The sequence below is a fragment of the Mesorhizobium sp. B2-9-1 genome (assembly GCF_006439455.1).
In the GTDB taxonomy this organism is placed as follows: domain Bacteria; phylum Pseudomonadota; class Alphaproteobacteria; order Rhizobiales; family Rhizobiaceae; genus Mesorhizobium.
In genome coordinates, this window is sequence record NZ_VFTP01000010.1 from 48731 (window position 1) to 65569 (window position 16839).

Sequence of the window (16839 nt, forward strand, 5' to 3'; positions counted from 1 at the left end):
GCGAAATAGGAATAGTTTCATGAACAGAGCGATTCGACAGCCTGCCGACAGTCCTTGGGAGAGGGCGAAAATGGAACAGATCGTGCGCGCCGACATTGCCGCTTTCGGAGCAGGCCGAGCCGAGATGGCGAACGCGATGATCGAGCAGAGCGGCATGCGCGTGCGGCCCGACCGCAATCGCGGCCGCTCGGCCGGCATCAATCCGTCCGGCCGGTTCGAGCCGATCAGCCGGCATGTGTTCGACGACGGCTGGAACTCGCTGGAGGAACTGCCGCCGTTCAAGACGGAAGTGCAGGTCGAAAAGCCGCGCACCATCATCACCCGCAACGAGTCGCCCGACATTTCCTTCGACCGTTCGATCAACCCCTATCGCGGCTGCGAGCATGGCTGCGTCTACTGCTTCGCCAGGCCGACGCATGCCTTCATGGGCTTGTCGCCGGGGCTCGATTTCGAATCGAAGCTGTTCGCCAAGCCGGATGCCGCGCGCATGCTGGACAGGGAATTGTCAAAACCGGGCTACCAGCCGCGCACGATCGCCATCGGCACCAACACCGATCCCTATCAGCCGATCGAGAAGCAATACCGCATCATGCGCGAGATCCTGGAAGTGCTGGAGGCGCGCGGCCATCCGGTCGGAATCGTCACCAAATCGGCGCTGGTGGCACGCGACATCGACATCCTGTCGCGCATGGCCGAGCGCGGCCTTGCCAAGGTGGCGCTGTCGGTGACGACGCTCGACCGGATGCTGGCGAGAACGATGGAACCCCGCGCCTCGACGCCGACGAAGCGGCTGGAGGCGATCCGCCAACTTTCGGATGCCGGCATCCCGGCATCGGTCATGGTGGCGCCGATTATTCCGGGGCTTACCGATCCGGAGATGGAGCGCATCCTCGATTCGGCTAGAGCCGCCGGCGCGCGGGAGGCCGGCTATGTCATCCTGCGCCTGCCGCTCGAAGTGGCGCCGATCTTCAAGGACTGGCTGTTGCGCCATTATCCCGACCGCTACCGGCATGTGATGTCGTTGATCCGCTCGATGCGCGACGGCAAGGATTACGATTCCGAATGGGGCAAGCGTATGAAGGGTGCCGGTCCCTATGCCTGGCAGATCGGCCGGCGCTTCGAGATCGCCGCCAAGCGGCTCGGCCTCAATGTCGAGCGGCGGCAGCTTCGCACCGACCAATTCGTCGCAGGCGCCAGTGCCGGCGAGCAGCTGATGCTGCTTTAGAGCATGATCCCGAAAAGTGGGAACCGGTTTTCGGAAAAGATCATGCTCCAACAAAAGGTTGGATCAGGATGACGATGCAACCAATGTCATCCTGATCCAGCGCCAGCACCGGCCATGACGGCCGGCGCTAAGCACTTCCAGGCAAAGCGATTTTCGGTCTGGAATTGCCATTTGTTTCGAAATTCCGTCCGGCCCCTGTCCCCCGGCTGTGAGACGGTGCCTTCCCGGTCCGACGCCCCATCCGACCCGGAAGGACTTGCGGAGAATCGGAGCCGATGCGAACCTCGCCGCACCATGGCTCGCGCGCGTTCCGATTCTCCGCTTCTCTTTGAAATGGTTGAGAAGCCCGACTTCTCGATCGAGACGAAAGCGATAGCCGACGGGCTGTGGCCGGTCGCCGGCATGGACGAGGCCGGCCGCGGTCCGCTCGCCGGTCCGGTGGTGGCCGCCGCGGTGGTGCTCAACCCCGCTAACATTCCCGAAGGCCTCGACGATTCCAAGCGCCTCACCCATTTGCAGCGCGAGGCGCTGTTCCTCAAGATTCTTGGCTCGGCACTCAGCATCTCGATGGCTTCGGTCAGCGCCGAAGGCATCGACAGCAGCAACATCCTGAAAGCCAGCCTGGAAGCGATGCGCCGTGCTGCCGCCGGCCTGTCCTTGCGGCCGAAGCTCGCCCTGGCCGACGGCCGCGACATACCGCCAGGTCTCGCCTGCGAAGGCCGCGCGCTCATCAAGGGCGACCAGCGCTCGCAGTCGATCGCCGCCGCCTCGATCGTCGCCAAGGTAATGCGCGACCGCATGATGTGCGGCTGCGGCGGGCATCACGAGCACTACGGCTTCGAAGTGCATATGGGCTACGCGACGGTCCGCCACCGCACCGCGATCGAGGCGCATGGGCCGGTGGCACGGCTCCACCGGGCCTCGTTCGCGCCGTTCCGATTGGGTGGAGCTGAGATGGCGGAAGAGGAAGAGAGCCTCGCCGGGCTGGAGTAGTTAGCTGATCTCCCCCCTTGTGGTTACGGCTTGCGGACATCTTCTGTCACTGGCGTGACTGATCGGCGCAGGCTTGATTGCCAGGTGGTTCCCCCAATCCGTCGCTGCTTCGCAGCGCCACCTTTCCCCCTCCGGAGGGAAAGGAAGGAAGCGTTGCTGGACGAGCGTTGACGGCAAAAAACTCGGCGCCTTTCCTCTGCCCCGTCGATCGGGGGAGAGGTGGCTCGGCGAAGCCGAGACGGAGTGGGGGTCGACCAGCGCTACATCAAACAATGCATGCGCCAAGCTGCCATGCACGCTATCGCCAAAGACCAGCTGCTCGGAAATGTGTGCATAGCGTAGCCCCTTATGGGGGAGATTGGCGGCTTCGGCGTCCCGCTTCCCCTATCAAGCAAAAAAGCCGCCGGGTTTGCCCAGCGGCTTTCTCATTCGTAACTGCGATCAGCTCAATTCAGCTTGGCCTTGACGTCATCCAGCGCCGACTTGAACAGATCCGCGCCGGCTTTGACGTCGACCTTGGCGGCAAGCAGCGCGCGGGCGGCCTCGACAGCGATGTCGACGGCGGTGGCGCGCACTTCGCTGACCGCCTCGCGCTCGGCCTGGCTGATCTTCTGCTCGGCAAGCGCAGTGCGCCGGGCGACATAGTCCTCAGTCTTCTTGGCCGCCTCGGAGGCAAGCAAGTCAGCCTCGCGTTTGGCGGCAGCGACGATGTCGGCGGCCTCCTTCTCGGCTTCCTTACGCTTCTGCTGATACTGGCGCAGCAGCTGCTGGGCCTCCTCGCGCAGGCGCCGTGCCTCCTCGAGCTCGCTGCTGATCTTGGCCGCGCGGGCGTCGAGCGACTTGGCAAGCATGCCCGGCACCCTCAGATAGATGACGGCGCCGAGGAAGATGATCAGGGCGATGGTGGCCCAGAGCGTGGCGAGTGATGTGGCGTCCATGATCCCGCTCCTCACTGGCTCGCGGATTTGACCGCGGCCGCGATCTCGGCCTTGTCGGTCTTGCCGCCGACAAGCGCCTCGACGATGGCCGAGGTCGTGTCCTCGGCGATGGTGCCGACTTCCTTCATCGCCTTGGCCTTGATCGAGGCGATGCTCGCCTCGGCTTCGCCAAGCTTCTTCTCAAGCTCGGCCTCGAGCTTCTTGCGCGTGCCCTCGGCTTGCGCCTTGGCGGCGTCGTTCGCCTGCTGGCCGATCTTGTTGGCGTTGACCTTGGCTTCCGCCAGTTCCTGCTCATAGGCAGCAACCGCGGCGTCCGCCTCGCCCTTCAGCCTTGCGGCATGATCGAGGTCCTGGGCGATGCGGTCGTTGCGGACATCGATGATGCCGCCAAGACGCGGCATCACAACCCGCTTCAGGAACAGGTAGAAGAGCCCGAAGGTGATGACCAGCCACAGGATCTGCGACGGGAAGGTCTTGGCATCGAACGGCGGGAACGCTTCATGCTCCGCGGCAGGCACGGCAGTGCCGGCATGCGTATCGCCCTCGGCCGCGGCCGGCGCTGCTTCTTGCGCATAGGCAGATGTCACGAACATCTCATTCCCCTGTCCCTAGAACGGGCCGCACCATGCGGCCCCTTTCGTCAGCGCCGGCTCTTACTTGAAGACCAGGAGCAGAGCGATCAGGAGCGAGAAGATGCCCAGAGCTTCGGTCACCGCGAAGCCGAAGATCAGGCGGCCGAACTGGCCGTCGGCGGCCGACGGGTTGCGGAGCGCACCCGAGAGGTAGCTGCCGAAGATGTTGCCGAGGCCGATGCCCGCGCCGCCCATGCCGATGCAGGCGATACCAGCGCCGATAGCAGCTGCTGCAGTTGCGTCCATTTCAAAACTCCTGTGGTTTCTCTGTTCGTTGCAGTTGGTACGTTGGGTAAGCTGGCGCCGGGGCGCCGGTGAAAATCAGTGGCTCGGGTGCAGTGCGTCGTTCAGATACATGCAGGTCAGCACCGCGAACACATAGGCCTGGAGGAAGGCCACCAGCAGCTCGAGCGCGGAGAGCGCGACCGCCATGGCAAGCGGCAGCACCGAGCCGGCGATACCGACGGCGCCAAACGCGCTCAGGCTGACGACGAAGCCCGAGAACACTTTCAGCGTGATGTGGCCGGCGAGCATGTTGGCGAAAAGACGAACCGAGAGGCTGACGGGCCGCGAGACGAAGGAGATGATTTCGATCGCCACCACCAGCGGCAGAAGATAGCCCGGCACGCCATGCGGCACGAACAGCTTGAGAAAGCCGAAGCCGTGCTTGGCGAAGCCGTAGACGAGGACCGTGCCGATGACCAGGATCGCCAGCGTGAAGGTGACGATGATGTGGCTGGTGACGGTGAAGAAATAAGGGAACAGGCCGATCAGATTGGCGACCAGCACGAACATGAACAGCGAGAACACCAGCGGGAAGAACTGCATGCCCTGCTTGCCCGCGGCATCGCGCAGCATGTTGCCGACGAATTCGTAGGCCATTTCGGACACCGACTGCAGGCGACCCGGAATCAAGGCCCGGCTGGCGGTGCTCATATAGAGGAAGGCGGACGCCAGGACGATCGTGACGACCATGAACAAAGAGGAGTTGGTGAAAGATACGTCGTAGCCGCCGATATGCAGCGGGATGATCGGATGGATCTGGAACTGGTGGATCGGATCGACCTTGTCAGCAGCCACTTTAAATCCCCGTCAAAGCCACAAACGGCTTTTTAATTCACTTTAGCGCCCTGCGGCGCCTCACTTCATTCTCTCGGCTCGCGCGGCTTGCCGCCCTGGCCGAATTCCGATGCCAGTCCCGCCGAACGCAGGACATTGAGTATGCCTGCGCCAAAGCCCAGCAACAGGCCGACGATCAGACCCCAGGGCGCTATTCCCGCCAGACGGTCGATGATCCAGCCCAAGCCGACACCGACCACCACTCCGGCGATGAACTCGCTGGACAGCTTCAGCGCCTGACCGTAACCGGTCGCAGCTTTCGCTTCGTCTTTCCCCTCGGACCGGTCCGTGCGTCTCGTCGCAAGCGATGCTTCGAGATCGCGCCGGCGGCGCTCAAGTTCGTCGTCGCGGATGGTGGCTTCTGGCTGCCTGCCGCGGCCGGTTTCTCCGGTTCCGTCTGGCCCGGTTTTGTCGGCCATCGCAACCCCCCTGCCCGGGCAGACGATTGCCGTCCGTCCGCTTCTAAAGTCGCCGGCAACATAGTTAGAGGGTCCGCCCCCGTCAAGCCACGGGCCGAACTTCCGAGCGATGTATTTTTAACAGTTAAATCAATGGTTTATCGAGGTGCGACATCGTGCCCTTCACGCCCGCGTGAGGCGACGGCGCGAATCCGCGCAACAAGGCGCGTCCGCCGGGGCATTGCCGGAGGTGTGGAGGAAGGACAGCCGGGGCGGTGTTTAAGCGGCTCAGCTCCAGCCGCCGCCGTAGGTGCGGTAGAAGATATGCAGGCCGATCCTGGTCATCTTGTGCATGGCCCGCGCCCAGCCCGGATGGACGTAATTGGCGTAGTAATGCGTCGATGAGCCGACCTCGGGAATGAAGATCTTGCCGGCGGTCACCGCCATGGCAACCTCCTGGGCGGTCTTGTAGGAAGCCAGGTCGGTGATTGTCTTCTTCCTGCCGTCGCAGGCAAAGGAGAACTGGCAGCGGTTGAACCAGTTGTCGTTCTGGTAGACGACGCCGCAGATCGTCTTCGGATAGGTCGGGTTGCGGACGCGGTTGAGGATCACCTGCGCCACCGCCGCCTGGCCGCGGACAGGCTCGCTGCGCGCCTCGAAATAGATGCCCTTGGCAAGGCAGGCCTGCTCGGGCTTGGAAAAGACACTCGCCGGCAGGGGGGTCTGCAGCCAGGCATGGTCGCCCTTGCCCATCGGCGGAATGAAGCGGCCATCGTTCGGATCGTCCTGCAGCAGCGCCTCGAAGGGCGAAGCCTTGGCGTAGTCGGGCGCGGACTGGGCATAGGCCGTGGCAAGAATGTCCGGCTTGTCGTTGTTGACGAGAGCGACAAGTGCCGCCGGCAGCGCCGGATCCGGCCTCTTGTCCTCGCGAAGATGGAAGGCCTGGGCGATCTGGACTTCCTTGCCCTTGATACCGGGCTTGGCGAAGGTGAGCTTCAGACCGCTGTCCATCGCGGGACGCAGCAGCGAGGAGGTGCGCTCGAAAATCGAGCCGGCGCTGAAATTCTTGGGCGGCGCGACCGGCGAGACCTTGACGATACGTCCCTTCTTGTCGGCGCGCATGACGCGGTCTTCATCGGGCGTCACGCCGACGGCGTTGCCCTTGCCGCGGAAGGCGACGGTGCCCACCCCCGGCAAATTCACGCCGGAACCGGAGAGCGAGCCGGTGGTGACGGAATCGACAAACGGCATTTCGGCGGCATGCACCGAGCCGGCGGCGGATTTCTCGATATAGGCGTTCCAGCGGGTGTCGGACGATTCCAGGCCGGAGATCAGGCTCGCCATATCCTGATAGGCGACGGCCGACGGAAAGCCGATCCAAATACCGAGCCCGAGCACCAAAGGAGGAAGAAAGGAACGTTTTTTCGCAACGGCGGCGGCGGCAAGCCGCAATGAAACGCGTCGATGCACGGAACTCTCCAGAACGCTACTGACCCCGGAGAGTCAAAATGAAGCATTAACCTTGATGCGGGGTTAACGACATCGATCGTGTTCTTTTCATGTTTGAGGCAAGCCGGCTTGCCGTTTCTGCGGCAAGCCGGCGAAGAATCTGGCCTGGGTGAATAAGGCGTGGGATCAATCAGGCGGGGCGCAGGAAGATCGGCCAGGCGAGCGCCGCGCAGATCGCGGCCGCGAGCCACACGCCCGGCCATGCGAAGACCACCAGCAGCCACGGAATGGCGATCGGCACCAGGCAGAAGCCGATGAACACAAAACTATTGGCCAGGCTGAGGGCGGTGCCGACATGGCCGGCGCCGGCAAGCGTGGCGAGCTCGGTATAGGCGACGCCATGCCAGGCAGAGACGGATATGCCGGCAACGACGACCATCAGCGGAAGCAACGGCAGCAGCGACGGCGCGCCGGCAGCGCCGATCACCAGCAGCCACAGCGCCAGGAATGCAAATGCGCTCAGCGCGCTGCAGACTTTCAGGAACGGCCGACGGTTGCCGTGGCGGTCGGTGAAGCGCCCGCTCCAGACACGCATCGCCATCGCGCCGGCCTGCACCGCGGCGAGGCTGGCGCTGGTCACAAAGGTGCCCATGCCGGCAAAGTCATGCAGGAAGACCGAGGCGAAGGTCAGCACCGCGACCTGCGGGAAGCAGAGCAGGCCGATGGCGGTCGAGATGCGCCACACCTCGATGTTGCGCAATGGCGCCGGGCCAAGTGTCGCCGTCGCGGCGTGAGCGCCGCTTTCCACTGGCGGCTCGTGCAGCCAGCGCCAGGCAAACCAGGCAGAGAGCGCGGAGACGACCGCAAGCAGGCCGAAGACCGCCGTGAATCCCAAACTCCACGCCAGCGACGGCAGGACAAGCGCGCCCAGCCCGCCGCCGAGCGGCACCGCCGTCTGCCTGATGCTCATGGCGAAGCCGCGCTCGCCCTCGCTGAACCAGCCCATGATGGCGCGGCCGCTGGAACCGTTGACGCTGCCACCGAGCAGGCCGACGACGAGCAGGCTTGCCGACAGCAGCGCGACGCCGGGTACCGCCATTTTTGTCGGCACGACGAGCATCGCCATGATGAAGAGCCATGCCGCCGTCGCGCCGAGCCCGGTCAGGAGCACGCGGCGGTCGCCCCAACGGTCGGTGAGCACGCCCCAAGGCAGCTCGCTGAGCGCCACGCCGAGGCCGAGAAGCCCGAGCGCCAGGCCGAGCGAGGCGTTGTCGAGATGGTAGCCCTGGCGCATGACCACCGCGGTTGCCGGAATGCCGGAGAAGGTGGCGGAGAAGCCGGCATTGGCGGCGACCCCGATGCCCAGCACCTTCCAGCGATGGTTGGGGCCGAAGGCGCGGCGGGCGGCAATGTCTCCCGCGGGCGGCTGGCAGTCGTTTCGTGTGACGATGGCGGACATTGCTTCATTCCCGTGACGGCCGGCTGACGGCTTGACGGACAGGATGTAGCGCCATAGCTTTATCCATAAAATCAGGAAGTTTTTTATCAATACTCCTGAAAATCAGGACGATCCGATGCGCCGTGTCACTTTCGACCTCGATGTCCTCAGAACCTTCGTCACCGGCATGGAGCTCGGCAGCTTCGCCAAGGCAGCCGAACGGCTTGGCCGCTCGACATCCGCGGTCAGCGCGCAATTGAAGAAGCTGGAAGAGCAGGCGGACACGCCGGTCTTCCGCAAGGCTGGGCGCGGCCTCGCGCTCACCGAAGCCGGCGAGACGATGCTCGGCTATGCGCGGCGGCTGATCGAGCTCAACGACGAAGCGGCCTCCGCCATCCGCGGCGTCGAACTGGAAGGCTGGGTACGGCTCGGCCTGCAGGAGGATTTCGGCGAGGCCGTGCTGCCCGACGTGCTCGGCCGCTTCGCCCGCGCCCATCCCAAGGTCCGCATCGAGGCGCGCATCGGACGCAGCTACGAACTGGCCGAGCGTGTCCTGTCAGGCAATCTCGACATCGCGCTCGCCTGGCATGACGGCGCGACCCTGCCCTACAGCCGCCATGTCGCCGACGTGCCGGCGCGCTGGATCGGCCCGGCCAAGCCGATCGAGGCCGGTCCGCGCAATGGCGAGCCGCTGCCGCTCGTGGTGTTCGAGGCGCCGTGCCTGCTCAGAACGGTGGCGACCGAGACACTCGATCGCGCGGGCATGCCCTGGCGCATGGCCTTCTCGAGTCCTTCCCTCGGCGGCATCTGGGCAGCGGTGGCGGCGGGTCTCGGCCTGACGATCCGCACCGATATCGGCCTGCCGGCCGATGTCAGGGCGATCGCGCCGGGAGTCCTCGGGCTGCCGGCGCTGCCGACGATGGCGCTGCACCTGCATCGGAAGGACGCCGAGCTCGACCCGGTCGCGACACGGCTGGCGGAGATCCTGCTGCAGGCGGCACTGGAGACGCTGCCGGAGGGAGCGCGAACGGGCGATGGGTTGCGAGAGGTCGCGTGAGGTTTTGGTCCCTATCGCGCTCGTCATTCTATGGCGAAGCAAGGAGCGAAGCGACGCGCGCAGACCATAGAATCCATTCCGTTACCTCGCGCAAGGAATGCAGCGGTGCAGAATTCTGAACCGCCGCGGCGCTTCTAAGTCACGGAATGGATCCTCGGGTCTACGCTGCGTCGCTCCGCTCCTTGCTTCGCCCGTGGATGACGAAAGACCGGCGGCTGCCACCAAAGGCCTCACCGCTTCTTCGCCCTGCCCGCAAACGGATTGTCCGAGGTGCGCAGCGCCATGCGGATCGGCACGCCGGGCATGTCGAAGGCCTCGCGGAGGCTGTTGGTCAAATAGCGGACGTAGGATTGCGGCATCGCGTCCGGCCGCGAGCAGGAGACGACGAAGCCCGGCGGGCGGGTCTTGGCCTGCGTGACGTATTTGATCTTCAGCCGGCGGCCGGCGACGGCGGGCGGCGGGTGATGGGCGAGGATGCCTTCCAGCCAGCGGTTGAGCTTGCCGGTCGAGACGCGGCTGTTCCAGACCTTGTGCGTCTTGATGACGCTTTCCATCAGCCGGTCGAGACCGCGCCCGGTCTCGGCCGACACCGTCACCGCCTGGATGCCGCGCACCTGCGGCAGGAGCCGCTCGGTTTTCTCGCGCAGCTCGGCCAGAAGCTCCTGCGGGTTGTCGATCAGGTCCCATTTGTTGAAGGCGATCACCGGCGCCCTGCCCTCGCGGATGATGAGGTCTGCGATCTGCAGATCCTGCTTCTCGAACGGGATGGTGGCGTCGAGCATGATGATGACGATCTCGGCGAAGCGGATGGCGCGCAGGCCATCCTGCACCGAGAGCACTTCCAGCTTTTCATGGATCCTGGATTTGCGGCGCATGCCGGCCGTGTCGAACAGCTTTATCCTGCGACCACGCCAGTCCCAGTCGACCGAGATCGAATCGCGCGTGATGCCGGCTTCCGGACCGGTCAGCAGCCGCTCCTCGCCTATCAGCGCATTGATGAGCGTCGACTTGCCGGCGTTCGGGCGGCCGACGACGGCGATGCGCAGCGGCTTGGTGTCGTCATAGGACGCTTCAGCATCCGGGTCGGCGATGTCCTCGCCGATCAGAACCTCGCTGGCGGCGATCTCGCCGGCTTCGTCTTCCTCGTCCTCGCCGAAAGCGCGTTCCTGGCCGAGCGCTTCAATCACCGCGTCGCGCAGATCCGGCATGCCCTGGCCGTGCTCGGCCGAGATCGGGATCGGCTCGCCGAGGCCGAGCTCCCAAGCTTCCAGCATGCCTCCTTGAGCGCCACGCGCCTCTGCCTTGTTGGCCACAAGCACGACCGGCTTGCCGGATTTGCGCACCACCTCGGCGAAGGTGCGGTCGTCGGGCATCAGGCCCGACTTGGCATCGACCGTGAAGAAGATGAGGTCGGCTTCGCGAATGGCGATCTCGGTCTGCTGGCGCATGCGGCCGGGCAGCGTCGAAGCCGCCGCGTCCTCGAAGCCGGCGGTGTCGATGACATCGAAATGAAGATCGTAGAGTTTTGCCGCGTGGACGCGGCGGTCGCGCGTCACCCCCGGCGTGTCGTCGACAAGCGCCAGCTTCTTTCCGACCAGCCGATTGAAAAGAGTCGATTTGCCGACGTTAGGCCGGCCGATGATGGCGACTTTGAAGCCCATCCAGGATCACGACACGTTGCCCGACCCGCGGATCAGCTCGGACATCAGCTGCGCACGCTGGCGCACATTGCGCGGGGCGGCTTCATCCGAAGAGATCTGGTCGAACAGTTTGAGCGCGTCCGCCGACTTGCCATCCTTCCAGGCGGCAAGGCCGAGCGCCTCGCGCGCCGAATGGCGCAACGGATTGGTGTCGGCGGTAAGCGCCTCGATGCGGCTGGAGACATCGGCATAGGATCCGTGGTCGACGAGCAGGAGCGCCGCCCTCAGCCGCGCGATATCGCGAATGCCGGCGGGAATGGCGTTGTCGGCGGCGACCTCGTCGAAATCCTTGACCGCGCCGTCGACGTCGCCCTTGTTGGCCTTGACGGTCGCGGCGCGCATGCGGGCGAGCAGCGGATAGGCGCCGTAGCCGTCCTTCTCCAGCTGGTCGAGCGCGGCGATGGCCTCGTCGTTCTTGCCGTCATTGGCGAGCTTGAGGGCGGCCGAGAAGGCGTCGCCCGAGCGGTTGGCGCGGGTTTCGTCCCAATAGCGGTAGCCGACGACAGCGGCGGTGCCGAGCACGATCAGGATGGCAAGGCCGAGAATGGCCGGGCCGAAACGGTCCCATAGCTTCTGCGCCTGCTCGCGACGCATCTCTTCGTTGACTTCGCGGATAAAACTGTCGTCCGACATCAATCAAAACCATTGCGGCCCCAGGAGGAGGCGCTTCTTGAGCCCGCGTTTTAGCGAAATTTCGTCGGCATGGAAGGGGGCGGACCGGAAAATCGGCTGAGAATGCCGGGCGCCCACAGTCCATACCTGAACGCAACCGCGCCACATTTGCGCGATAGCCGGCTTCCGATCGGCCGGAGACGTCCCCGCCAGAAGGTTGTCAATGCTTCGTTCGTACCGCGTTCTTGCGATCAGTCTCGCCTCGCTCGCCTCAGCCAACGGCGCCTTCGCCGATCCGCCGAAATCGCCAACCGTTTCGCCGGCCAAGCAGGTCGTGCTGATCTCGTTCGATGCCGCCCGCGATATCTCGCAATGGCAGCGCAGCCGGGCGCTGGCAAAGCGCACGGGCGCGCATTTCACCTACTTCCTGTCCTGCGTCTTCCTGCTCTCTCCCGAGACGCGGCTGCACTATGCCGGCCCCGGCATGGCCGCCGGCAAATCCAATGTCGGCTTCGGCGCCTCGAAACAGGATGTCGCCGACCGGCTTGAGCAGGTCCGGCTGGCGGCTGCCGAGGGCCACGACATCGGCAGCCATGCCTGCGGCCATTTCGACGGCAAGGCCTGGAGCAAGGCCGACTGGCTGGCCGAATTCGCCTCCGCGCGGCGCATTTTCGAGAACGCCTATGCGATCAACGGCATTTCTCCCGAGCCGCCCGGCTGGCGCGATTTCGCCCGCCATACCGTAACCGGTTTTCGCGCGCCCTATCTGTCCACCGGTAGTGCGCTTTTCGAAGCGCTGCCCGAGGCCGGCTTTGAATACGATGCGAGCGGCGTCTCGAACGGCCCGGTCGTGCCGCCGACCCTGAATGGCACAACCCGTTTTGCCCTGCCGCTTGTCCCGGAGGGACCGAAGGCGAAGCCGGTCGTCGCCATGGATTACAATCTTTATGTCCGCCACTCGGGCGGCACCGAGAAGCCGGCCATGGCGGACGCATTCACCGAGCGGGCCTACCAGGCGTTCCACGCTGCTTTCGAGGCTCAGTACAATGGCAAGCGCCTGCCGCTGGAGCTCGGCTTCCACTTCACGCTGATGAACAACGGCGCGTACTGGAACGCGCTGGAGCGCTTCGCCGACGAGGTCTGCGCGATGCCGCAAGTCGAGTGCATCAGTTTCCGCGACTATGTCGCGCGCCAGCGCGCCGGCCAGTCGTCACAGGTGAGTGTGGGCGGCTAACTGGGCTGGCCGCGCTCTAGCTTGCCGGTTGATCTTCGGGACGCATGCCAGCTTGCTCGCGTTCTAGATAGTGCTGATCGACAATCGGCAGTTGCTCGCCCTGCAGCGTCGCTTCGAAGGCCCGCAAACGTTTGTGCACCGATTGCAATTCGACAATCGTCGACCACGAATTCAGTAGGAATTGAAGTGAATTCGTCACCTTGCCGAACGCGTTCGATATCTGGTTCAGGGCGCCGAACGTGATCTTATGCGCAACCAGCGAGGGCCCAAGGATGAGCAACGAGAAGATGTTGTCGGCCTGCAGGTAGGTGTAACGCACGACGTTGAAATAGATGTAGTGAAAATATAGCTTGAAATAATTGCGGCGGACATTGGCGAATAATTGTGTCGTCGTCGCCGGCTGCGCCCGATCGGGATGATCCTCGCCGTAGACAAGTTCCTTGCGGTAAGCCGCCTCGACGCGCTGGTTGCGGAACTGGAGGCCGGGCAATTTGAGACCGGCGATCATCACGGAAATCGTTCCGAACAGACACCAGCCCAATGCGGCAACGACCAGCGGCTGGGGGACCGTGCCGATGATCGGCAATTCGGTGATGTGGGCCTGCAGTTGAATCAAGACCGGCAGAAAGGCGATCAGCGTCATGATCGACTGAACGAAGGTCGAGCCGAGATCTTCCATGATCTGCGAGAAGCGCATCGTGTCCTCCTGGATACGCTGCGAGGCGCCCTCGATGTGGCGCAGCCGGCCCCAGTTGGCCATGAAGTAATCATTCATCGCGGTGCGCCAGCGGAAGATCCAGTGGCTGACGATGAAGGCATTGACCACCTGCACATTCATGCCGACCAGCGCCAGCCAGGAGAAATCGGCCAATCCCTTGTAGAATTCCGTGTTGGTCGAGGGAGTCGTTCCCGACATAAGGCCCTGAACGTAGTCGAAGAAAGGACCGTACCAGTTGTTGACCGCAACCGAGACCTGAACATTGAAGTAGATGAAGAACAGGATGACTGCGGTCATCACGATCGACCAGTTCTGCCACGGGTGCGGGGCGTACCAGCTCCAGAAGGCGTAGAAGATCGCCACGCAGGCCACGAAGTACATGTAGAACCACAGAAACGGCTTCGACCACAGCACCGCGATGCCGATGATCGGCGGCGAACCCGCCGCCACGGGCGGCAGGCCGAAGACGGCGCCCAGCTGCTCGCCGCCGAAGAACCAGAACAGGATCGCGGCAAGGCTCCAGACGGCGGCCGAGGTGAAGAAGAGCTTCGGCTGCGGGAAGAAGGATACGAACACTGTGGCGGGTTTCCTCGGTCTGACCGCAAATCAGCGGCGTTGCAGTTCGGCGGGCATAAAGTCACACATTAGGGGGAAAGAAAATGCCCGTGCCCAACGCCCGGCATCGAACAAACCGCAAATCATGGCGATTTTGGCGCAGCCGACCAGGCAATGACGCCAGAGGCGAGCAGCGCCGACGCCGCAATGATCGAGGCAAGCACGTAATTGCCCGAAGCCTGGGCGAGCAGGCCGGCGGCGATCGGGCCGACGATCTGGCCGAGACCGAAGGCCGCGGTCATCACCGCGAAGATGCGGCGCGGCGCCCGCGGCGCGAGCTGCCTGCCCATCTGTAGGCCCAGCGCCGTGATGGCGATAAAGGTGCCGCCGAGCAGGATGCCGGCGATCAACGGTCCGGCTGCACCTTTGACGACGACGCTGGCGGTGACGCCGACCACTTCGACCAGGCAGCTCGCGGCATAAGCGGCGTAGAGCCCGACGCGGCCGGCGAGCTTCTGCCACGCCCAAGTCGAGGGAAAGCCAGCCAGGCCGGCGACCATCCAGACAGCGGCCTCGAAGACGCGCCCGCCGCCGCCCTGGCGGACGATAGCGACCAGGAATGTGGCCGTCACCACATAGCCGAAGCCGAACAGCCCGTAGGCGACGATCATCCTCACCAGGGATCCGTCCTTCGGCAGCGCCGGCTCGCGCCCGTCGGCGACATTGGCCGGCGTGGTCGAGCCGGCGAGCAGCATGACGATGAGCAGGCCAACCGCCGAAAGCGCTCCAGACCAGAGCCAGCCGGCGGCCCAGCCCGCGTGTTCGGAGACGAGGATCGCCAGCAGCGCCGAGGACGCGGCAATGCCGAGACCGACGCCGCCGAAATGCAGCGCCTGCAAATCGCCGCGGCCGGCCTCAGCCAGGTGGCTGAAGACGATCGAGGCCATGAACACCATGACGAAGGCGCTGGCGAGGCCGGCGACGAAGCGGATGACGAGGAAGGCGGCCATCGTCTCGTTGAGCCCCATGAGGGCCGCGAGCGCTGCGCTGGCGGCGAGGCCGGCGAACATCAGCATGCGCTCGCGGCCATGCGCCCAGCCACCAGCCGCGGCAAGCGCGCCGATGAGGTAGCCGACATAATTGGCGGAAGCGATCCAACCGGCATCGGCCGGCGTCAGGCCAAGTCCCTCCATCATGCCCGGCAGGATCGGCGTGTAGACAAAGCGGCCGATGCCCATGGCGACGGCAAGCGCGACCATGCCGGCGAGAGCAAGCCGCAGGGGAGATGGCGAAGCGTTCATTGCGGCGCACAATAAGAATGTGCGTCCGCGAGACAATGTGCTTACGTTGGGCCAGGGCTGCCTAGGCATAAACGCCCCCTCACCCAGCCTCCGCTTCGCTCGGCTGACCTCTCCCCGGTGGGGAGAGGGGCCTGTCGGTGCCGGCGCGATCTCTTCTCCCCAGGGGGAGAAGGTGGCCGCGAAGCGGCCGGATGAGGGGGCGCGCCGCCGAAAAGGCCAACAATTAAGCGGCAACTTAGCGGCCAGCCGAACCTATCGTCTCGTAAGCTGTGCGGCGGGCCGTCAGCCGGAACGGCATGTCGCCGAGCTCGCGTTCCGACATGGTGTCGAGCACCGGATGCGACAGCGGATCGGTGATCCAGCGCGCGATCTCGCCGTCGTCGCGCGGCCTCGCCTCGGCGCCGGAAAGCCCTTTCAGCAAAGATAAAATCTTCATCGGGCCACCTCATGGCTCAAGGTTGTTGCAGGTAAATTCTGCCCTATCCTGTCGGGGTTCAATTGAGATTTCGGTCCGTTCACTTTAGAAAAACTGGATGGCTATGCTGAACCGCGTCCATCTCAACGGCCTGCGCGCCGTGGAAACCGTCGCCCGGCTGGGATCGCTGGCGGGCGCGGCGGCGGAGCTCAACGTCTCGGTCAGCGCCGTCAGCCAGCAGGTCAAGCGCACGGAAAAGCAACTGGGCCAGGCGCTGTTCGAACGCACGCCAAGCGGGCTCGTGCCGACCGAATTCGGCGCGGTCTTCACGGCGCGGCTCAGCGCCGGCTTCCGCGAGCTCGCGCAAGCGGTGGCGTTGGCCGACGAGGCCAACGAGTGCACGCTGGTCGTCTCGGTGGCGCCGGCTTTCGCCTCGAAATGGCTGTTGCCCCGGCTGTCGCGGCATTTCGCGAGACACCCAAACGTGCTTTTGCGCATCGACGCCTCGGCCAGGGTTGCCGATCTCGACCGCTCCGATGTCGATATCGCCATCCGGCTTGGCGACGGCAAATGGCCGGGCGGGCGCGCCGAGCTTCTGCTTGCCCAGGAAGTGTTTCCGGTCTGCGCGCCCTCGATCGCGGCCAGGCTGAAGTCGATCGGCGATCTGGCGCAGACCTGCGCCATCACCGACGAGCGGGCGATGTTCAGCTGGGACGGCTGGTTCGAAGCGGCCGGCGTCGAGCCGGTCACCTTCCAGAAAGGGGCGCGCTTCACCGATCCGATGCTTTGCCTGGAATCGGCGATCGCCGGCCATGGCGTGATGCTCGCCTGGCAGTTGCTGACCGCCGACGCGCTGGCCGACGGCCGGCTGGTCGCGCCCTTCGGGATCAGGGCCGAGAGCGGGCTGGGTTACTGGCTGGTGACCTCGGCCACCAAGAGCGAAAGCCGCAAGGTACGCGACTTCAAGGCCTGGATCCGCGAGGAGATTGAGGCGACCGTGGCGCAGTTCCGGGCGCTGGACAGCGCGGCATAGCCGCTGCGCACTTTTCGGTCCG

At 64.7% G+C, this 16839-nt stretch carries 17 protein-coding genes; 5 read left to right on the forward strand and 12 right to left on the reverse strand.

The annotated features are described in order from the left end of the window. The first annotated feature begins 70 nt into the window (after positions 1-70). Together FJW05_RS18300 and FJW05_RS18305 are read left to right on the forward strand one after the other, a co-directional pair. Positions 71-1225 (forward strand): PA0069 family radical SAM protein, encoded by a 1155-nt coding sequence (locus FJW05_RS18300; RefSeq protein ID WP_140545516.1) that lies wholly within the window; start codon positions 71-73, stop codon positions 1223-1225. 294 nt (positions 1226-1519) lie between these two features. Further along, complete coding sequence (locus tag FJW05_RS18305) at positions 1520-2218, forward strand: ribonuclease HII (RefSeq protein ID WP_140634592.1); 699 nt, start codon at positions 1520-1522, stop codon at positions 2216-2218. Positions 2219-2664: 446 nt separating this feature from the next. Here FJW05_RS18305 and FJW05_RS18310 read toward each other — a convergent pair whose 3' ends face one another. The 7 genes from FJW05_RS18310 to FJW05_RS18340 all read right to left on the reverse strand — a co-directional run bounded on the left by FJW05_RS18310 (position 2665) and on the right by FJW05_RS18340 (position 8213). Then, complete coding sequence (locus tag FJW05_RS18310; RefSeq protein ID WP_140546306.1) at positions 2665-3156, reverse strand: F0F1 ATP synthase subunit B; 492 nt, start codon at positions 3154-3156, stop codon at positions 2665-2667. An 11-nt stretch (positions 3157-3167) separates the two neighbouring features. Continuing rightward, on the reverse strand, positions 3168-3749 hold the full coding sequence (locus FJW05_RS18315) for a F0F1 ATP synthase subunit B (protein ID WP_140634593.1): 582 nt from the start codon (positions 3747-3749) through the stop codon (positions 3168-3170). Between the two features lie 60 nt (positions 3750-3809). Beyond that, positions 3810-4034 (reverse strand): F0F1 ATP synthase subunit C, encoded by a 225-nt coding sequence (locus FJW05_RS18320; RefSeq protein WP_027164582.1) that lies wholly within the window; start codon positions 4032-4034, stop codon positions 3810-3812. Positions 4035-4109: 75 nt separating this feature from the next. Further along, a complete protein-coding gene (locus tag FJW05_RS18325) occupies positions 4110-4868 on the reverse strand; it encodes a F0F1 ATP synthase subunit A (protein WP_095768723.1) in 759 nt (252 codons plus the stop codon). A gap of 65 nt (positions 4869-4933) precedes the next feature. Continuing rightward, the gene (locus FJW05_RS18330; RefSeq protein WP_095768724.1) at positions 4934-5326 is read right to left on the reverse strand and encodes an AtpZ/AtpI family protein; all 393 of its coding nucleotides are present in this window, start codon (positions 5324-5326) and stop codon (positions 4934-4936) included. 267 nt (positions 5327-5593) lie between these two features. Continuing rightward, on the reverse strand, positions 5594-6775 hold the full coding sequence (locus tag FJW05_RS18335) for a cell wall hydrolase (RefSeq protein ID WP_140634595.1): 1182 nt from the start codon (positions 6773-6775) through the stop codon (positions 5594-5596). 169 nt (positions 6776-6944) lie between these two features. Beyond that, on the reverse strand, positions 6945-8213 hold the full coding sequence (locus FJW05_RS18340; protein WP_140634597.1) for an MFS transporter: 1269 nt from the start codon (positions 8211-8213) through the stop codon (positions 6945-6947). 115 nt (positions 8214-8328) lie between these two features. Here FJW05_RS18340 and FJW05_RS18345 point away from each other — a divergent pair, with 115 nt between their 5' ends. Next, positions 8329-9249: a LysR substrate-binding domain-containing protein gene (locus FJW05_RS18345; protein ID WP_140634599.1), complete on the forward strand. Its 921-nt coding sequence runs from the start codon at positions 8329-8331 to the stop codon at positions 9247-9249. Between the two features lie 230 nt (positions 9250-9479). Here the strand turns inward: FJW05_RS18345 and der are convergent, their stop codons facing one another. Continuing rightward, positions 9480-10910: a ribosome biogenesis GTPase Der gene (gene der, locus FJW05_RS18350; protein WP_140546300.1), complete on the reverse strand. Its 1431-nt coding sequence runs from the start codon at positions 10908-10910 to the stop codon at positions 9480-9482. A gap of 6 nt (positions 10911-10916) precedes the next feature. After that, positions 10917-11582 carry a tetratricopeptide repeat protein gene (locus tag FJW05_RS18355; protein ID WP_140634601.1) on the reverse strand — a complete coding sequence of 222 codons (666 nt, stop codon included), beginning with the start codon at positions 11580-11582 and terminating at the stop codon, positions 10917-10919. Between the two features lie 202 nt (positions 11583-11784). On the opposite strand from FJW05_RS18355, the gene FJW05_RS18360 reads away from it, so the two are divergent. Next, positions 11785-12795, forward strand: coding sequence for a polysaccharide deacetylase family protein (locus tag FJW05_RS18360; RefSeq protein ID WP_140634603.1), 1011 nt, complete (start codon positions 11785-11787; stop codon positions 12793-12795). A 16-nt stretch (positions 12796-12811) separates the two neighbouring features. Here the strand turns inward: FJW05_RS18360 and sbmA are convergent, their stop codons facing one another. The 3 genes from sbmA to FJW05_RS18375 all read right to left on the reverse strand — a co-directional run bounded on the left by sbmA (position 12812) and on the right by FJW05_RS18375 (position 15805). After that, positions 12812-14089 (reverse strand): peptide antibiotic transporter SbmA, encoded by a 1278-nt coding sequence (gene sbmA / locus FJW05_RS18365; protein WP_140634605.1) that lies wholly within the window; start codon positions 14087-14089, stop codon positions 12812-12814. A 122-nt stretch (positions 14090-14211) separates the two neighbouring features. Continuing rightward, entirely contained in the window at positions 14212-15369 is a 1158-nt protein-coding gene (locus tag FJW05_RS18370; protein ID WP_246673519.1) for a YbfB/YjiJ family MFS transporter, read from the reverse strand. 235 nt (positions 15370-15604) lie between these two features. Next, a complete protein-coding gene (locus tag FJW05_RS18375) occupies positions 15605-15805 on the reverse strand; it encodes a hypothetical protein (protein ID WP_140634607.1) in 201 nt (66 codons plus the stop codon). A 97-nt stretch (positions 15806-15902) separates the two neighbouring features. Here FJW05_RS18375 and FJW05_RS18380 point away from each other — a divergent pair, with 97 nt between their 5' ends. Then, complete coding sequence (locus tag FJW05_RS18380; RefSeq protein ID WP_140634608.1) at positions 15903-16817, forward strand: LysR substrate-binding domain-containing protein; 915 nt, start codon at positions 15903-15905, stop codon at positions 16815-16817. The last annotated feature ends 22 nt before the right edge of the window (positions 16818-16839 follow it).

What these genes read in the sequence shown, in the direction of transcription:
- FJW05_RS18300 (WP_140545516.1), top strand. Translation starts at nt 71, where the DNA reads ATGGAACAGATCGTGCGCGCCGACATTGCCGCTTTCGGAGCAGGCCGA.
- FJW05_RS18305 (WP_140634592.1), top strand. Translation starts at nt 1,520, where the DNA reads ATGGCTCGCGCGCGTTCCGATTCTCCGCTTCTCTTTGAAATGGTTGAG.
- FJW05_RS18310 (WP_140546306.1), bottom strand. Translation starts at nt 3,156, where the DNA reads ATGGACGCCACATCACTCGCCACGCTCTGGGCCACCATCGCCCTGATC.
- FJW05_RS18315 (WP_140634593.1), bottom strand. Translation starts at nt 3,749, where the DNA reads ATGTTCGTGACATCTGCCTATGCGCAAGAAGCAGCGCCGGCCGCGGCC.
- FJW05_RS18320 (WP_027164582.1), bottom strand. Translation starts at nt 4,034, where the DNA reads ATGGACGCAACTGCAGCAGCTGCTATCGGCGCTGGTATCGCCTGCATC.
- FJW05_RS18330 (WP_095768724.1), bottom strand. Translation starts at nt 5,326, where the DNA reads ATGGCCGACAAAACCGGGCCAGACGGAACCGGAGAAACCGGCCGCGGC.
- FJW05_RS18340 (WP_140634597.1), bottom strand. Translation starts at nt 8,213, where the DNA reads ATGTCCGCCATCGTCACACGAAACGACTGCCAGCCGCCCGCGGGAGAC.
- FJW05_RS18345 (WP_140634599.1), top strand. Translation starts at nt 8,329, where the DNA reads ATGCGCCGTGTCACTTTCGACCTCGATGTCCTCAGAACCTTCGTCACC.
- der (WP_140546300.1), bottom strand. Translation starts at nt 10,910, where the DNA reads ATGGGCTTCAAAGTCGCCATCATCGGCCGGCCTAACGTCGGCAAATCG.
- FJW05_RS18355 (WP_140634601.1), bottom strand. Translation starts at nt 11,582, where the DNA reads ATGTCGGACGACAGTTTTATCCGCGAAGTCAACGAAGAGATGCGTCGC.
- FJW05_RS18360 (WP_140634603.1), top strand. Translation starts at nt 11,785, where the DNA reads ATGCTTCGTTCGTACCGCGTTCTTGCGATCAGTCTCGCCTCGCTCGCC.
- FJW05_RS18370 (WP_246673519.1), bottom strand. Translation starts at nt 15,369, where the DNA reads ATGAACGCTTCGCCATCTCCCCTGCGGCTTGCTCTCGCCGGCATGGTC.
- FJW05_RS18375 (WP_140634607.1), bottom strand. Translation starts at nt 15,805, where the DNA reads ATGAAGATTTTATCTTTGCTGAAAGGGCTTTCCGGCGCCGAGGCGAGG.
- FJW05_RS18380 (WP_140634608.1), top strand. Translation starts at nt 15,903, where the DNA reads ATGGCTATGCTGAACCGCGTCCATCTCAACGGCCTGCGCGCCGTGGAA.